Origin of the sequence: Robertmurraya beringensis, from assembly GCF_042433785.1 — a bacterium.
GTDB lineage: Bacteria > Bacillota > Bacilli > Bacillales > Cytobacillaceae > Robertmurraya_A > Robertmurraya_A beringensis.
The window spans coordinates 86,903-102,047 of sequence record NZ_JBHLUU010000124.1; the positions used below are offsets into that span (position 1 = coordinate 86,903).

General features: G+C 40.1%; 19 protein-coding genes. 8 read left to right on the plus strand and 11 right to left on the minus strand.

Annotation, left to right across the window (positions count from 1 at the left end; all coding sequences use genetic code 11):
* The first annotated feature begins 56 nt into the window (after nt 1–56).
* Together mciZ and ACFFHF_RS21485 are read left to right on the plus strand one after the other, a co-directional pair.
* Nucleotides 57–191, plus strand: coding sequence for a Z-ring formation inhibitor MciZ (mciZ, locus tag ACFFHF_RS21480; protein WP_160546505.1), 135 nt, complete (start codon nt 57–59; stop codon nt 189–191).
* A gap of 85 nt (nt 192–276) precedes the next feature.
* The gene (locus ACFFHF_RS21485) at nt 277–1,185 is read left to right on the plus strand and encodes an aldo/keto reductase (protein WP_377058993.1); all 909 of its coding nucleotides are present in this window, start codon (nt 277–279) and stop codon (nt 1,183–1,185) included.
* A 64-nt stretch (nt 1,186–1,249) separates the two neighbouring features.
* Here the strand turns inward: ACFFHF_RS21485 and ACFFHF_RS21490 are convergent, their stop codons facing one another.
* The 3 genes from ACFFHF_RS21490 to ACFFHF_RS21500 all read right to left on the minus strand — a co-directional run bounded on the left by ACFFHF_RS21490 (nt 1,250) and on the right by ACFFHF_RS21500 (nt 2,931).
* The gene (locus ACFFHF_RS21490; RefSeq protein ID WP_160546507.1) at nt 1,250–1,501 is read right to left on the minus strand and encodes a YqkE family protein; all 252 of its coding nucleotides are present in this window, start codon (nt 1,499–1,501) and stop codon (nt 1,250–1,252) included.
* A 68-nt stretch (nt 1,502–1,569) separates the two neighbouring features.
* Nucleotides 1,570–2,226: a 3-oxoacid CoA-transferase subunit B gene (locus tag ACFFHF_RS21495; protein WP_160546508.1), complete on the minus strand. Its 657-nt coding sequence runs from the start codon at nt 2,224–2,226 to the stop codon at nt 1,570–1,572.
* A 15-nt stretch (nt 2,227–2,241) separates the two neighbouring features.
* Nucleotides 2,242–2,931 carry a CoA transferase subunit A gene (locus ACFFHF_RS21500; RefSeq protein WP_340904542.1) on the minus strand — a complete coding sequence of 230 codons (690 nt, stop codon included), beginning with the start codon at nt 2,929–2,931 and terminating at the stop codon, nt 2,242–2,244.
* A gap of 145 nt (nt 2,932–3,076) precedes the next feature.
* Here ACFFHF_RS21500 and ACFFHF_RS21505 point away from each other — a divergent pair, with 145 nt between their 5' ends.
* Nucleotides 3,077–3,979, plus strand: coding sequence for a hydroxymethylglutaryl-CoA lyase (locus ACFFHF_RS21505; RefSeq protein ID WP_160546509.1), 903 nt, complete (start codon nt 3,077–3,079; stop codon nt 3,977–3,979).
* Between the two features lie 85 nt (nt 3,980–4,064).
* On the plus strand, nt 4,065–4,988 hold the full coding sequence (locus tag ACFFHF_RS21510) for an alpha/beta hydrolase (RefSeq protein WP_340906279.1): 924 nt from the start codon (nt 4,065–4,067) through the stop codon (nt 4,986–4,988).
* A 542-nt stretch (nt 4,989–5,530) separates the two neighbouring features.
* Here ACFFHF_RS21510 and ACFFHF_RS21515 read toward each other — a convergent pair.
* Together ACFFHF_RS21515 and ACFFHF_RS21520 are read right to left on the minus strand one after the other, a co-directional pair.
* Nucleotides 5,531–6,061 carry a hypothetical protein gene (locus tag ACFFHF_RS21515; protein WP_377058994.1) on the minus strand — a complete coding sequence of 177 codons (531 nt, stop codon included), beginning with the start codon at nt 6,059–6,061 and terminating at the stop codon, nt 5,531–5,533.
* Nucleotides 6,062–6,170: 109 nt separating this feature from the next.
* Nucleotides 6,171–6,500 (minus strand): iron-sulfur cluster biosynthesis family protein, encoded by a 330-nt coding sequence (locus ACFFHF_RS21520; protein ID WP_160546511.1) that lies wholly within the window; start codon nt 6,498–6,500, stop codon nt 6,171–6,173.
* Nucleotides 6,501–6,646: 146 nt separating this feature from the next.
* Here ACFFHF_RS21520 and ACFFHF_RS21525 point away from each other — a divergent pair, with 146 nt between their 5' ends.
* A complete protein-coding gene (locus ACFFHF_RS21525; RefSeq protein ID WP_160546512.1) occupies nt 6,647–6,856 on the plus strand; it encodes a CDGSH iron-sulfur domain-containing protein in 210 nt (69 codons plus the stop codon).
* A 35-nt stretch (nt 6,857–6,891) separates the two neighbouring features.
* Here the strand turns inward: ACFFHF_RS21525 and ACFFHF_RS21530 are convergent, their stop codons facing one another.
* Together ACFFHF_RS21530 and ACFFHF_RS21535 are read right to left on the minus strand one after the other, a co-directional pair.
* Nucleotides 6,892–7,224 carry a YolD-like family protein gene (locus ACFFHF_RS21530; RefSeq protein WP_160546513.1) on the minus strand — a complete coding sequence of 111 codons (333 nt, stop codon included), beginning with the start codon at nt 7,222–7,224 and terminating at the stop codon, nt 6,892–6,894.
* A 12-nt stretch (nt 7,225–7,236) separates the two neighbouring features.
* Nucleotides 7,237–8,496, minus strand: coding sequence for a Y-family DNA polymerase (locus ACFFHF_RS21535; protein WP_160546514.1), 1,260 nt, complete (start codon nt 8,494–8,496; stop codon nt 7,237–7,239).
* Between the two features lie 161 nt (nt 8,497–8,657).
* On the opposite strand from ACFFHF_RS21535, the gene ACFFHF_RS21540 reads away from it, so the two are divergent.
* Nucleotides 8,658–8,834: a YqzH family protein gene (locus ACFFHF_RS21540; protein WP_160546515.1), complete on the plus strand. Its 177-nt coding sequence runs from the start codon at nt 8,658–8,660 to the stop codon at nt 8,832–8,834.
* A gap of 23 nt (nt 8,835–8,857) precedes the next feature.
* Here ACFFHF_RS21540 and ACFFHF_RS21545 read toward each other — a convergent pair whose 3' ends face one another.
* Together ACFFHF_RS21545 and ACFFHF_RS21550 are read right to left on the minus strand one after the other, a co-directional pair.
* The gene (locus ACFFHF_RS21545) at nt 8,858–9,661 is read right to left on the minus strand and encodes an SDR family NAD(P)-dependent oxidoreductase (RefSeq protein WP_446695006.1); all 804 of its coding nucleotides are present in this window, start codon (nt 9,659–9,661) and stop codon (nt 8,858–8,860) included.
* 58 nt (nt 9,662–9,719) lie between these two features.
* On the minus strand, nt 9,720–11,117 hold the full coding sequence (locus ACFFHF_RS21550) for an aminotransferase class I/II-fold pyridoxal phosphate-dependent enzyme (RefSeq protein ID WP_160546517.1): 1,398 nt from the start codon (nt 11,115–11,117) through the stop codon (nt 9,720–9,722).
* Nucleotides 11,118–11,232: 115 nt separating this feature from the next.
* Here ACFFHF_RS21550 and ACFFHF_RS21555 point away from each other — a divergent pair, with 115 nt between their 5' ends.
* Entirely contained in the window at nt 11,233–12,150 is a 918-nt protein-coding gene (locus ACFFHF_RS21555) for a DMT family transporter (protein ID WP_377058996.1), read from the plus strand.
* Nucleotides 12,151–12,186: 36 nt separating this feature from the next.
* Here ACFFHF_RS21555 and ACFFHF_RS21560 read toward each other — a convergent pair whose 3' ends face one another.
* The gene (locus tag ACFFHF_RS21560; RefSeq protein ID WP_160546519.1) at nt 12,187–13,155 is read right to left on the minus strand and encodes an MBL fold metallo-hydrolase; all 969 of its coding nucleotides are present in this window, start codon (nt 13,153–13,155) and stop codon (nt 12,187–12,189) included.
* A 462-nt stretch (nt 13,156–13,617) separates the two neighbouring features.
* Between ACFFHF_RS21560 and proC the strand changes: the two genes are divergently transcribed.
* Nucleotides 13,618–14,463, plus strand: a complete 846-nt coding sequence (gene proC, locus ACFFHF_RS21565) for a pyrroline-5-carboxylate reductase (RefSeq protein WP_340904546.1) — start codon at nt 13,618–13,620, stop codon at nt 14,461–14,463.
* Nucleotides 14,464–14,659: 196 nt separating this feature from the next.
* Here the strand turns inward: proC and ACFFHF_RS21570 are convergent, their stop codons facing one another.
* Nucleotides 14,660–15,130 (minus strand): peptide-methionine (S)-S-oxide reductase, encoded by a 471-nt coding sequence (locus ACFFHF_RS21570; protein ID WP_377058997.1) that lies wholly within the window; start codon nt 15,128–15,130, stop codon nt 14,660–14,662.
* Nucleotides 15,131–15,145 lie beyond the last annotated feature (15 nt).

Consider the following 15,145-nt stretch of genomic DNA (forward strand, 5'->3'; position numbering starts at 1 on the left):
CTATAGTCAGCTAGTTTCCTCATACATTTTATCATACCTTAATTTGGAGGAAAGTGATGAAAATATACTTACATGGAAAAGGAATCGTTCTTGTCGGGAAAGCATGGGAAATTCGACACAAACTTCTCCAATATTCTAAAGACTATACTCTTGTAAAAGACTGGGTCGAGGACGAGAGAAAGAAAAAGTAAGGCTTGTTCTTCGCATCAATGGAAAATTTTCTGTAAAATAATGAGCAGAAGGTAATCTATTTTATAGAAGAAGGTGCTTAATCCCATGGAAAAGAGACGTCTTGGAAAGTCGGATTTGTATGTAACAGAACTAGGACTTGGATGTATGACGCTTGGAACAGATGCACTTGCAGCAGAACGAATCATCAATGCCTCCTTAGAAGAAGGAGTCAATTATTTTGATACGGCAGACTTATACGACTTCGGAGTAAATGAATCCGTTGTCGGACGAGCTTTGAAACCTGTACGAGAGAAGATAATTATTGCAACTAAGGTGGGAAACCGGTGGAACAGCAATAAGGCTGGTTGGAGCTGGGATCCGAGTAAAACGTATATTAAGGAAGCAGTTAAAGACAGTCTCACTAGACTCGGAACGGATTATATTGATTTATATCAGCTTCATGGCGGAACTTTGGATGATCCAATTGATGAAACGATTGAGGCATTTGAAGAACTTGTCAGTGAGGGAATTGTTAGATACTATGGCATATCCTCGATCCGACCAAATGTGATTCGGGAATATGCTAGTAAATCGAATATCTCATCCGTAATGATGCAGTACAGTATCCTTGATCGCCGTCCGGAAGAGGAAGCTCTAAGTGTTCTTCGTGAGAATGGTATATCAGTTGTGGCACGAGGACCTCTTGCAAAGGGTTTATTAAGTGATGTTGGTGTGAATAAAATTATGGAAAAGGGCTTTATGGATTATTCAGAGGAAGAGTTAGGCTCGCTCTTATTAAAATTGAAAAACCATTTTGGAGATCGGTCTTTAACTGAAGTTGCTTTGCGATATGTTCTTCATAACCCTACCACTGCGAGTGTTGTTGCTGGGGCAAGCACGGTGGAACAAGTGAAGAACAATGCAAAGGCTGTACGCTCTCAAGCCTTAACAGAAGAAGAGGTTTCTTTTATTAAGAAAGTTTCAAAAGCGAATATGTATGGTGAGCATCGGTAATACGAAAATGACCGTCTAACAATGGAAGGTCCTTCATCACAAAGATGAAGGACCACACATGCAATCACTTAAATTTCTTCCAATCAAATTCACTTTCATTTAGAAGTTCTTCAAACGTTTTGTTTTTTTCTTTTAGGCGGCGTTCTTCTCTTTTTCTTTCCTCTTCCGCTTCCTTTTTCGCTTGAGCTTGTTCCTCTAATTCATTTTTTGTATTCTTTAATTGTTTGACTAGATCCACATTCAATAGGTCACCGAGTGTGACTGGTTTGTCTTCGACTTTCTTTTGAGCCGGGCGAGTTTGTTTTTTCTTTTTCATTCAAAATCCCTCTCTACATGTTGATGACGAATATTATACCAAATGTTCGGTCATCGTTCTATCCATCACTAAAATGCATTTAATCGAACCTTCTCATCAATTAACAATTCAGGCTCAGTGGATGCAACCACTTCTTTAACCGTGTAGCCCTTTGCGACTTCCACCAACTTTAACCCATTAGAAGTTACATCAATGACAGCTCTGTCAGTAATAATTCTGTCCACTACACCTTGACCCGTTAAAGGCAAACTACAATTTTTAAGGATTTTTGCATCACCACTTTTGTTCGTATGCTCCATAATGACGATGATTTTTCTCGCCCCATGAACCAGGTCCATCGCTCCACCCATGCCTTTAATCATTTTCCCTGGAATCATCCAGTTCGCTAAATCTCCATTTTCGGACACTTCCATCCCTCCTAGGATGGCGATATCCACATGCCCACCTCGAATCATCGCAAATGACTCTGCACTATCAAAATAAGCAGCTCCTGGTATAGCCGTAACGGTCTCTTTCCCCGCATTAATTAAATCTGCGTCCACTTCCTCTTTCTTTGGAAAAGGTCCTATCCCGAGCAGACCATTTTCAGATTGTAAAACAACCTCTTTATCCTTTGATATAAAATTCGCAACAAGAGTTGGCATTCCTATCCCTAAATTAACGTAAAAGCCGCTTTCAATTTCTTTTTCTGCTCTCTTTGCAATTCTTTCACGAATATTTGTCATTTCCCCACTCCCTTTCTAGCCCTGAACGGTTAGTCTTTCAATCCTTTTTTCCTGTTTTCCAACAATGAGTCGCTGAACATAAATGCTCGGTGTATGGATTTCATTCGGGTTAAGTTCTCCTTTTTCATATAAATATTCTACCTCTGCAATGGTTACTTTCCCTGCAGCTGCCATCATGGGGTTAAAGTTTCGAGCCGTCTTATGATAAATGAGATTTCCCATTTGATCTCCCTTCCAAGCTCGAATGAGGCTAAAATCAGCTTGTAGCGCCTCCTCTAGTAAATATTCTTTTCCATTAAACGCTCTTGTCTCTTTTCCATTTGCAATGGGAGTACCTACTCCAGCCGGTGTATAAAAGGCCGGAATACCAGCTCCACCCGCTCGAATCTTCTCAGCGAGAGTTCCTTGTGGGGTCAATTCCACTTCAAGCTCTCCTGACAAAACTTGCCTCTCAAACTCTTTATTTTCACCCACATAGGACCCAATCATTTTTTTAATCTGCTTATTTTTTAGTAATAGCCCTAGACCCCATTCATCCACTCCACAATTATTAGAAATGACCGTCAAGTCAGTTACTTTCTTTTCAACGAGCGCTAAAATTAAATTTTCGGGAATGCCACAAAGCCCAAAGCCACCCACCATAAGAGTTGCACCATCATGAATATCCTTTACCGCCTCCAAATAAGACGTATAAATTGGTTTCACATCATTCACCCCTTCTCTTTATGTAAACGCTACCACTTCTCTGTTTCTAAAAAGAAAAACTCTTTTATTCCAAGAAAATTTCTATTATTCTTGCATATTCAAAATCAATCACTCTACAATTAACGTATGAAGGGGTGAAAAAAACATGACGATTGATTTACCTAACAAAGTGACAATTATTGAAGTCGGACCTCGTGATGGGCTTCAAAATGTAAGCGTTTTTATCTCAACGGAGGCAAAACTTCAATTTATTGACCAATTAAAGAAATCGGGTATTAAAGAAATGGAGATCACCTCCTTTGTCTCACCAAAGTGGGTTCCACAAATGCAAGATGCCGAGGATATTGTCTGGCACTCCCTAGATCTTAACACCCGCACTATTGTCCTAACTCCTAATCGTTCGGGTATTCAGCGAGCTCGCTTGTCCAATTGTCAAGAAATTGCTCTGTTCGTCGGAGTAAGCAACACGTTTAACCAAAAGAATATTAATCGAACAACGGCTCAGGCGACAGAAGAGCTTCTCCCACTTATAAAAGAGCTAAAAGAGCAAGGTGTTTTTGTACGAGCATGCATTTCTACCGCTTTTTACTGCCCGTTTGAAGGCCGAGTCGAAGAAAAAGAAACCATTCAATTATGCAAGCAATTCGTTCATGCAGGGGTGGATGAATTAAGTGTTGCAGACACCATCGGAATGGCTGCACCGCACGAATCGTATTCTTTGTTTTCAAAGCTTACTACTCTCTTTTCTACTACACTTATTACAGCCCATTTTCACGACACCCGAGGGATGGCACTTGCCAATATATTTGCTGCCCTACAAGCAGGGGTTTCCCGCTTTGATACATCTGCTGGGGGAATTGGTGGTTGTCCGTTTGCTCCAGGGGCGTCTGGAAATGTAGCCACTGAGGATGTTGTTTTTATGCTTGAAAGAATGGGCATTCAAACGGGTATACAATTACCCCTCCTTGTTCAGGCAATAGATGTTATCGCTCCACATCTTCCAAAACCCATTTCAAGCTCTTTTTATACTCTTTATTCCAAAGCTTAGAGATGCTTTCTAAGCTTTTTTTTGTTTTAAATTCCTGTTGAATGGTAAAATTAAGTAAAACACTTTGTATCGGAGGGATGTTTGCCTGAGAAAAGCACTCCGTTTCCTTTTGGGCTTTTTTCTTTTTTTTATCACTTTCGGTTTGTACTTTACCAATCGGCTTATGTATATGAGAACAAAGGATCCTCTTTTTGTTGTTGATCGTGAACAAACAGCAGGTCGTTACAACCCTGATGATTTTGATCGAATCCCTAAACGCGAAGTACTAATTACCTCACCATTTGGATACCCATTAAAAGCCATTGTGCTGGAGCCACATCATACAAAGAAGTACGTGATTATTTGTCATGGCGTTACCGAAAACAAATTCAATTCCATTAAATACATGAATTTGTTTATCGAAAGAGGTTTTAACGCGGTTATTTATGACCATCGTCGCCACGGAGAATCTGGAGGAAAAACCACCAGCTACGGTCACTATGAAAAATTTGATTTAAAAGCGATTGTTGATTGGTTAAAGGCGGACCAAGGTCCACATCTCCTTCTTGGTATTCACGGAGAGTCAATGGGTGCAGCAACTATGCTATTGTATGCAGGAATGCTTGAGGATGGGGCAGATTTTTACATCGCTGATTGTCCCTTTTCTGACTTTAAGGCGCAGCTTGCTTATCGTTTAAAGCGAGAATTTAAACTCCCTGGAAAGGTGTTTCTCCCTGTCGCAGATTTGTTCCTGCGAATTCGCGATCGCTACTCCTTACAAAGCATCGCTCCTATTACCGTTATTGACTCGATTAAAAAACCGATTCTTTTCATTCACAGCAAAGAGGATGATTTTATTCTTCCAACGATGACGCAAGCGTTGTATGAAAAGAAGAAAGGACCTAAAAAATTATATCTTGCTGAAAATGGTGTTCATGCTCAATCGTTAAACGAAAATAAGGAAGATTACGAACAAGTCATTGACGAGTTTCTCCATGATTTTGTTTTCTCCCCCATTTTTAAGCGATAAATAAAAAGCCAAGAACCTTTCTATAGGGTTCCGTTTTCCGGTGCTTTTCTTAAAATACGTGCCGAGATGACAGTCGTATTGGCATCGTCATTGGTATAAAAAAGGAATACTCGCTCCCTTTGAAATAAGACGTCTTGTCCTTATTCGAGTAACCTGCAAAAGTAAGAAATAAGCGGAGTTTTTCCGGTTAAATGTAGAATGAAGCCCGTTTCGGGGTAAATAAGGGGAGATTTTCCGTTTAAGCAAGAAAAATCTCCCCTTTTTCACGTTTTTTGAGTCAATAGGTGGAATTTCTCCGTCTAAATAAGCTATTTTTTATCGTATTTGCTAATTAAACGGAATTCCTCCGTCTATTTTTCAGCTCGGATGCTTAACTTGATCCGCCAACCGAAAAGCGCGGGCCCATTTGATCCGAGTTGCGTTAATCAGCAGCTATTTATCGTCTGGAAACCTTGATAAATAAGGATAGACGTATGCCAATTCATACGTCTATTATTGTGTCCTTTAATTAGAAAGCACCTGAAAACGGAACCCTATAATTTCTAACGTCTCGGCTTCTCTTCTGCAATCACGTTCTTCTCCTTATTTAGTGCTCGAATGTAAGGGTACTTCTTCATTTCAAAAAAATACCTCTTTCCTTCTATGTCAATTATTTTTAAATTGACGTATTGATTGCCAGTTTCTGATCCTTCAATAGATACAATGTCCGCACTTTCAACCTGTCCATATGTAAGCTGAAATCTACTTAGAATTTCCCCCTGACTGCTGTAATCATATATGTCTCTGTAATAGACGGTTAGTGGGGCATTCCCTTTATATTCCCAATGATTACTGCCTTCATTCGTCCAGCCCTTCTCTTCATCCCCCTCCAAGTACGCGATGCTTAACGCGTCAAATTCTTCTCCCCCATTCTCTTGTGTTGTTGTATACATGATGATCGCACCATCCGTAAGCTTTTCTTCTACAATGGTTTCTTTTACTTCAAAAGGCACTGCCACTTCTATAGTTGCTGCCCGACATGATGTGAGTAGAATAGCAATACCAATTAGCAGTAATCCTCGCCAATCCCGCATATCATCCCCCCACTATCAGTCAATGTAAGAATCATCCAAAAAATGCTAATTTTTCTTTAAAAAGAAAAACAGATCTACTTTTTGTAGTAGATCTGCTCGTTGTATGGTTCTATTTTGTTTTATCAACAAAGGCCATTCTTGGGTTTAGGTATTGTCCTACACTTTTTAATTGGAATGTATTTGAGCCTTTAGAGAAATCAATTTTTAGTTCTTCATCAAGAAATACCGCCTTTGATTTTTCGATATAAACCGTTTGCCCATTCGTTTCAATGGCTGTATCATCATCCTCATCCAGCTCATTCACTAACCATAGAGTTGGTACACCACTTACTACACACCCACAGCCTTCTATATCGTACTTTAGCTTCAAAAAGCCTTGCTTTCCACTTATCTTCTCGGTAATCTTTTGTGCTGCTATTTCTGTTATCGTAATATTCATTGTCTGTTCCTCCAGCTTTTCATCATGTTTCCTACGCCACTTCATATAATCATTGTAACATAGCGTTTTTGTATTGCCCTATGATTTGCTTTTCGGCAATGAATCCTTTACGATATTATTACATTTTTTTGGTAGGAGTGATCAGTTTGTCGAAGGTTCAGATTAAAGTAATGGACAACGGTTCTTTACGTGTCACTGGTGAGGTTGAATTAATTGATATGGACGGAAATGTATTTGAAACGAAACCCACGTTCTCTTTATGCCGTTGTGGTCTCTCATCTAAACGCCCCTTTTGCGATGGATCGCATAAAGGAAAGTTTCAGGCTCGTGATCGCGCAGTAAAAACTCCTGAATAATCTTCAATCAGCGGTTTCCTTTTTGGAGACTGCTCTTACTCTTTCATTTGTACATCTACAATGCTCGAAAGGGGGACTCGGTGAACCTCCCCAAAATGATCCACAATATGAAGCCTTTGCTGAAACTCATCCCAATAATGGATTTGTCCGATAATTAATTCATGCTTCCGGTAACGATAATGAGTGACCATCACCACTTGATGCTCCTCCATTGCCGTTAATAACAAATGGTTCATCTCCTCCAGCTTTTGTTCATCCATCTCCTTTTCTTTCTCGTAAGAATCCGCTTCCGCCCAATCACGCAATAGCTTTACATGCTCAGGAAGCATCATTGATGTCCACTTGATTCTTCCTCTATCTCGAATCATCCTTGTTCCTCCTTACCTCTTATGACCGCCAACTAGCTTGGCACGATGCTTCGCTGTTCCCGCTGCTGTATACGATACCGCACGTAATAGAGCACCATGTCCATACCGATTGCGGATGCGGTCCACAACATACCCGAGCTCTCGTTCCTTCCAGCCATTCGGTTCAAAAATATTTAACTGATAGTCTGTATCATCACAAATATTGCTAAGGGCGATGGAGATTTTCCGCACCGTTTTTCCTTCATAATGCTCAGCAAATAGACGTAGACAAACATCATACAGCTCCATCGTGACGTTCGTTGGTACTTCAATCGACCGCGAACGGTAAAAGCCGCCACCGAACTCGTCCTGACTATAACCAATGCCGAAACTGATTGTTCGACCTGCTTTCTTATGGGTTCTTGCTCTTCTCGCAACCTCTTCACACATTTCTAGAATTACACGTTTAATTTCTATTTCTTCTTTATAATCACGAAGCAAAATTTGACTCTTTCCAAAGCTAATTTGCCCTTCCATAATAGGTGCTCCAATTTCGGATAAATCCACTCCCCATGCGTGGTGGTACAGTTGATTTCCCATAATCCCAAACTTTTTCTCAAGCTTTTGCAAATCGAAACGAGCAAGCTGACCGACCGTAAAGATTCCCATTCCATTTAATGTTTTCTCTACCCTTCTTCCGATTCCCCACATCTCACGTAAAGGGGAAACATTCCAAAGCTTTGTTCTTACATCCTCGTACGTCCATTCAGCAATCCCCTTCTTTTTCGCTTCCAAATCAAGACAAAGCTTCGATAATAGCATGTTCGGACCAATTCCAATTGCACAGGGCAGCTGAAATTCTCGCTCAATATCATCACGAATCTTCTGTGCAACCGTCCAGGCATCTCCCCATAAATGAAGGGCTCCATCAATTTTTAGAAAGCTCTCATCAACGCTATACGTATGAATAGCTTCTTTTGGAACATAACGATGAAACACCTTCGTAATTTCGGTGGAAATACGTAAATAAGTAGCCATTTTCGGTTCAACTACTTTAATCTTCGGATCCTTTGGAATTTCAAACTTCCTTGATCCTGTTTTAATGCCAAACTCTTTCTTCATCTTCGGGGAGGCTGCCAGCACAATGCTTCCCTCCCGCTCTTTATCACCAATCACCGCCAAATAACACTCAAGTGGATCCAGTCCTTCAATAACGGCTGAACAGCTAGCATAAAAACTCTTCATGTCCACACATAAAATCGTTTGATGGGGCAACTCACTGTAATTAATCATCGTGTTCTCTCTCTCCCAAACATCAAATAGGAACATTCGTTCTCTTTTTAGTATATTCTTATATTAAGCGAATATACGTTCTGTTTCAATGGAAATTTTATTCTCAATTTCTTTTTGTCCATTTTGATAAGTTATAATGGCTAAAGAAGAGGTGTACGGGAATGGAGAAGAAACTTATTTATAAAATGATTAGGCAATGCTTTCAGCAGTACGAGCATGAGGCAAGTGAAGAGGACTATGAGAAATTGTACGAACGGGTTGTTGAAGAGGCCGAAGAAGCTGAAGTTGCTTTGTATGAACTCATTAATGATGTCGTATACGAATACCTAACCAATTAAAAAAATCACCCACAAGGTGATTTTTATTTTTTATCGAAGAAGCCGCCAACAAAGCGTTCAGCGAGACCTGGGATAAGATTATAGATGGTACTACCCATATTCATCCAGCCTGGAAGGTTAAGCTCACGCTTAGGGTTGAGCATTAATTGAATAATTCTTTCAGCAACGTAATCCGATTTCAGCATGAATCGATTCACGTTTTTTACGTAGTTTCCTGATTTATCGGCAATGGAAAAGAAATTGGTTTCTATCGGACCAGGATTCACCGCTGATACGCGTATATTTGATTTCGCAAGCTCTAATCGTAAGCTATTTGAAAATCCTAATACTGCATGCTTCGTAGCCGAGTATCCACTGGACTTGGGAGTGGCGAGCTTTCCCGCCTGTGAGGCAATATTAATGATATGACCTGAATGTTGAGCTATCATTACAGGAAGAACCTCTTTCGTACAAGCCATTAAACCGAGGACGTTCACTTGAAACATTTTTTCAATATCAGCAAAATCGGCCTCATGGAAGGAATCAAACACGCCAAACCCAGCATTGTTTACGAGAATATCGATATGGCCAACCTCTTGTTTAATCTGTGAAAACACCTGTTGAACCTGATCAATATCACCTACATCCAATTGAAAAAACAAGGGACTCCCACCCGTTTTTCGGCTAATTTCTTCACTGATTATTTGTAGCTTGTCAATGGAGCGAGCTACAAGAATAGGCCGTGCTCCACGCTCAGCCGCCATAAGTGCTACCTTTTCTCCAATCCCTGACGAAGCTCCTGTAATAACAATATGTTTCCCTTTTAATTTATCCAATACAATCACCATCTTATCTATGTAGCATTAAATATAACTTACCACAAACCCTTTGAAAAAAGCTAAAAAATCATGCATACGTATTAACTACCTCGATTAGCCTTCTTACTCCTACCCTTAGCTGTTCTTCATTGGCGTAAGAATAACTTAAACGAAGCGAAGAGGAAAATCCTTGTTGTAAAGGGTCACAAATCAATCCAGGGACAAAGGAAACCGAATTCTCAATCGCTTTTTGCAGCAACTGATCTGTTGGAAGGGGGTCAGGAAGCTGAACCCATAAATTTAAGCCTCCATCGGGACTTATCCAGCTCCAATTCGTCTTCTGTAATTCTTCCTCCATAATTTCCTTACGAATTTGCAGAGCGATTCTAAGTTTTTCTAGGTGCTGCTGCAGCCGAGGTGAGGAAAAATAGTGAAGAAAGATTTTTTGATTAAGTAATGGTGAGCCATTATCGGCAAGCCCTTTAACCGTAAGCAATCCATCCTTCATGGCAGGTGGAACAACACAAGCTGCCACACGTAGTCCAGGTGAAACATATTTGCAAAAGCTTCTTACATAGATGACGACACCAGCTGTATCAAATGTATAAAGAGGCGGTGGTGGTGCTTTTTCGAAATAAATATCGTGATACGCATCATCCTCAACAATTACACAATTGTATCGTTCAGCTAGTTCCACTAACTTCTTTCGTTGTGCCGTTGGAACCGTATACCCAGTTGGATTATGAAAAGTTGGATTCACATAAAACAATCTGGGTTTATATTGTTTCATAAGCATTTCTACTTTCTCTAAATCATAACCATAAGGCTGAATATCGATCGCTATCAAATGGGCATCCTGGCTTTTAAAAATATCAATTGCAGCGCTATAGCTTGGGCGCTCAAGCAGCACCGTATCTCTTGGTTTGATAAATAATTGAGAGATCAGATGGAGTGCTTGCTGAGAGCCTGAAGTGATGAGGATATCATCATGGGAAAGATGCGTTTTATAACGTGTAATAAAATAGGTCGCCAAGGTATCACGCAGCTCCATATCCCCTTGTACGGTAGAATATGTGGAAAGCACCTTAGGATACAAATCAAAAACCTTTTTAACATAATCTGATAGGAAATGATTAGGCAATAAATTAGGATCAATTAATGCTTGGGAAAACTGATATTGAACGCTTTGTTGGTGTATCTCAGATAGAGTATATGTTTTCTCATTAGCTCGAAGCAAAGAGTGACCATCTATAGGGGATGTAGAACTTCCTTGAACATAATAACCAGATTTATCTTTTACAAATACCTTTCCTTGTTGCTTCAGCATTTGATAGGCTTTGTAAACGGTCAACCGGTGAACGTTCATTTCCATTGACAATTCACGAATCGACGGAAGCTTGTCACCAGTCTTCCAGTCCGAACGCTCTATTCTTTGCCATAAATACTCATATACTTCCTCAAAAAGGTATTTTCGCTGTTTATTCATTAAAGACACCCCCTTATGATTGTTGATTGTAACATAATTTACCTTCATCTGTTCTGTTCATCCATAACTGTTCTATTCTGCTAGCGGTATGATTAGTCGCAAGGAGGAATGGAAAATGATTATTTTATTTTATTTACTCATGTGCTTTATCTTTGGAACCACCTTTTTAGCGATTAAAATAGGGGTCGATGCAGGAATACCACCGTTTTTCGGTGCTGGTGTTCGATTTTTCAGTGCCGGGATTCTATTATTTCTATTTATGAGGTGGAAGGAAAAGGTTTCTTTAAAAATTCTTTTTAGAAAAGAACTCTTTTTCACAGGGGTGGGGTTAACATTCGGAACTTTCGCCACATTATATTGGGCAGAACAATACGTTTCTTCAGGGGTAGCAGCGGTTCTATCGGCAACTGGACCGATGATGATTTTAATCATATCCACAATATTACTAAAGCAGAAAACATCTTTTACATCCACGATAGGATGTATAATTGGTTTGGCTGGCGTAATCGTGTTAATTTTACCGAGCATTTCTTTAAACGTACATTTCTTATGGATCATGGGATGTCTAGCAATCGTCTTAGGTGAAGTCTTTTATGCTTCAGGTACAATTTATACCAAACGGGTGAAAGAGAAGATCATTGCTTCTCCCCTTGTATTAAACGCCGTTCAAATGATGTACGGTGGTTTACTTTTATTGCTACTGTCTTTGATAACAGAGAAGGTTCAACCCTTAACTTTGGTTCACACGGCATCTATTGGTTCCCTAATATATCTAATCATCATTGGATCTATGATTGGACATAGCCTTTATTATTGGCTTGTGACAAAAACGGATCCTGTGTTCCCTTCCACATGGCTATATATTTCACCGCTTATCGCAGTGGGATTAGGTGTCACCTTCTACCATGAAGAAATGACATGGTATACCGGTATTGGTGCCGTTACCATTTTATTAGGGACGATTTTAGTAAACTACTCTGCTTTACAATCTCTACTATGGAAAAAAACTCTTTTCCCAAAAAGGGTAAAATGATGCTCCTTACCTATATAGGAAGGAGCCTCATTATCATTATAAGATTGCACTGTAAATAAAGGTGTCCTTTACCTTTGTGGCTTTTATTTTCTTACCATCTAATAAATAGTCTAACTGTGCGATGGATTCAGAAATGGTTAGCCCCAGCTGTCTCTTGTAGACGGAAGGAAATAGACGTTCACATATTTGAAAAGCGGTCATAGATTCCCGCTCCAGCCATTCCTTCACTTGCTCAGCGCGTAAAACTTGATGAGATAGTCGCTTTTCAACCAGACCATGAACATCTGTTATCTCTTCACCATGTCCCGCATAAGTAAGACGAATAGGAAAGGTAAGAAGCTTCTGTAAGGAATCATTGACTTGCAACTGTGGCTTTGGACGTTCTCTCTCTCCTGGGAGCGGAGGCTCGAGAAGTGGATTCGCTGAAATATGCGCCAATAAAAGATCTCCCCCAATCAGCACCCCATCCTTTTTACGAAATAAACCGATCTGACTTTGGGCATGACCAGGCGTTTCAATGACCGTCCATTCAGATAATCCGATTGGAACATCCCCCTCTGAAAGCGTACCTGTTAACGATCGGTTGCAGGAAAACAAAAGCATTTGTTTCATTCCACCGATAAAAGGATCATAATACTTGTCCGGAATGCCACATTCCACAAACAGCTGCCGATAAAAAGAGTCGTAGTCATGATAAAACTCTTCGGTTCGATTTAGCCAGCGTTCATTGTTAGCATGTCCATAAACCTCTAAATGAGGAGAAAACCAATCGAGCAAGCCTGCATGATCCGGATGATCATGGGTCAGTATGACTTGTTCGATATCTGTTAGCTGGAGACCTAGTTGAGCCAGTTGATTTTGAAGCGATATAAATGCTTGCTCCGTATTTGGACCTACGTCTACTAATGTCAAGCGTTCCCCCTTTATTACATACACGTTCACATCGCCGACTGGAAAAGGAGTAGGCAAAACCAGTTTTGCAATTCCATCACGCCATTCTGTCATATTCGAACTCCTTGATTATGAATGTTATATAACAATAGTACATAAGTATATTTTACCCAACGTTATCAAGGATGTCATTATTTTCATATACTGTTTTTTGAAAAATTTGAAAAATCGGGCGGTATTCCCTCTTGACAGAAAGGCTTGTTATCTTGCATAATCACTAGTAAATCATTTAGAGCGTTAAAGTGGCAATGAATAAGACCAGTACGTGGCAAAAGACGAAAGAGAGTAAAGCTCACCGGCTGAGAGGCTTTACCGTCCCTTACCCACCGAACCTACCTTATGAGCTGTTAGGTAAACCTAACCGTGTTCTCCGGCGTTAACGGATTTGAGTTTCATTTATGCGTGAACGCGTAAAAATGAAAATGAAGGTGGTACCACGGAAGCTAAGACCTTTCGTCCTTGTTAGGATGAAGGGTCTTTTTTGTTTTTATAAATGGATTTTTAGGAGGAAGAAACGTGGAGAAAATAGCGATTATCGGAGCAGGATCAATGTCAGAGGCATTAATTGCGGGGATTGTGGAAAATCAATTAATTAGCCCAGAAAAAATATGGGTGACCAATCGCAGCAATGCAGATCGACTGGCAACACTTCACGAGCAATACGGCGTCAGCTCCACGTATGATCATCGTGAACTATTGGAAGGAGCAGACATGGTTCTACTTGCGATGAAGCCAAAGGATGCTGCAGCCTCCATTGAACAAGTACGGCATTTATTAAAGTCAAACATGTTGATTGTCTCTGTTTTAGCAGGTGTCTCAATGGATTCGATTGAATTACTCTCACAAAAGCAGCTAGCAATCGTTCGCGCGATGCCTAATACATCAGCAACAGTAGGCCTATCTGCCACAGCAATTGCTGTCAATGATAAAGTAGATGACGATCAAAAAAGAAATGTGCAAATGCTTTTTGGTACAGTGGGAATGACAGCTTTTGTAGAGGAACACCAATTAGATGCCGTCACAGGCTTATCCGGTAGTGGCCCTGCATATATCTATTATTTGATCGAAGCGATGGAAAAAAGCGCCGTCGAAATAGGCTTAGAGCGAGAAATGGCCCAACAATTAATTGTTCAAACCTTAATTGGTGCCGCACAAATGGTAGCCAAGACGACTAAAACGCCACAGGAGCTTCGCCATGCGGTTACAAGTCCTGGAGGAACAACAGAAGCAGGTTTAAAAGTACTTGCTGCTCACGGGGTTCAAGAAGCGTTTGTGGAATGTATTAAAGAGGCGACAGCTCAGTCAAAACGGATGGGGAAGGCGATTGCAGAGCAGATGGAAAGTGTTCAGAGGAGTTTGTGAGATTTTTAAAATCAGGTACCACTTCGTTGGTGGTATCTGTTTATTGTTTACACACTCCACATGACTTGGATGTTGCCCTTTTGTGGAAGAAGAAAAAAGGACCGCCACAGCAAATATTTTAATGCAGTAAAACACCAAAAACACCTGCCTCGCTTTACATCTCAGGAGGTCCAGGCGTTTTTTATAGGTATTGGGTCTACTTATATCTGTTTAATATTTCTTTTGGAATATGACAATAATCATTTGGACATCTAGCTAACCTATCTTGATGTTCTTCTGCACTTCTCACATAGTTTGTAAGAGGTAATACTTCAACAACTATAAGGTCATAATCATTTCTCTCACTAAGAAACGCCTTAGCCTCTATTAAGTGCTCAGGCTTTTCACTATACACTCCTGTTCTGTATTTCTTACCAACATCCTGTCCTTGTTTATTCAAACTGTACGGATCAATAATTTCAAAAAAATATCCCATTAATTCCTTGATCGTTACAACCTTCGGATCAAATCCTGTTTTTACACATTCGGCGTAGCCATCATAATCACTATCAAGTGTTTGACTTGTTCCATTAGCTCTTCCCGCTTCTGTAAACTTAACTCCAGGTAAAGTTTTTATAAAAGCTTGTACTCCCCATAAACATCCACCTGCAAAATATACTATTTCCATATTGACTCTCCTCTT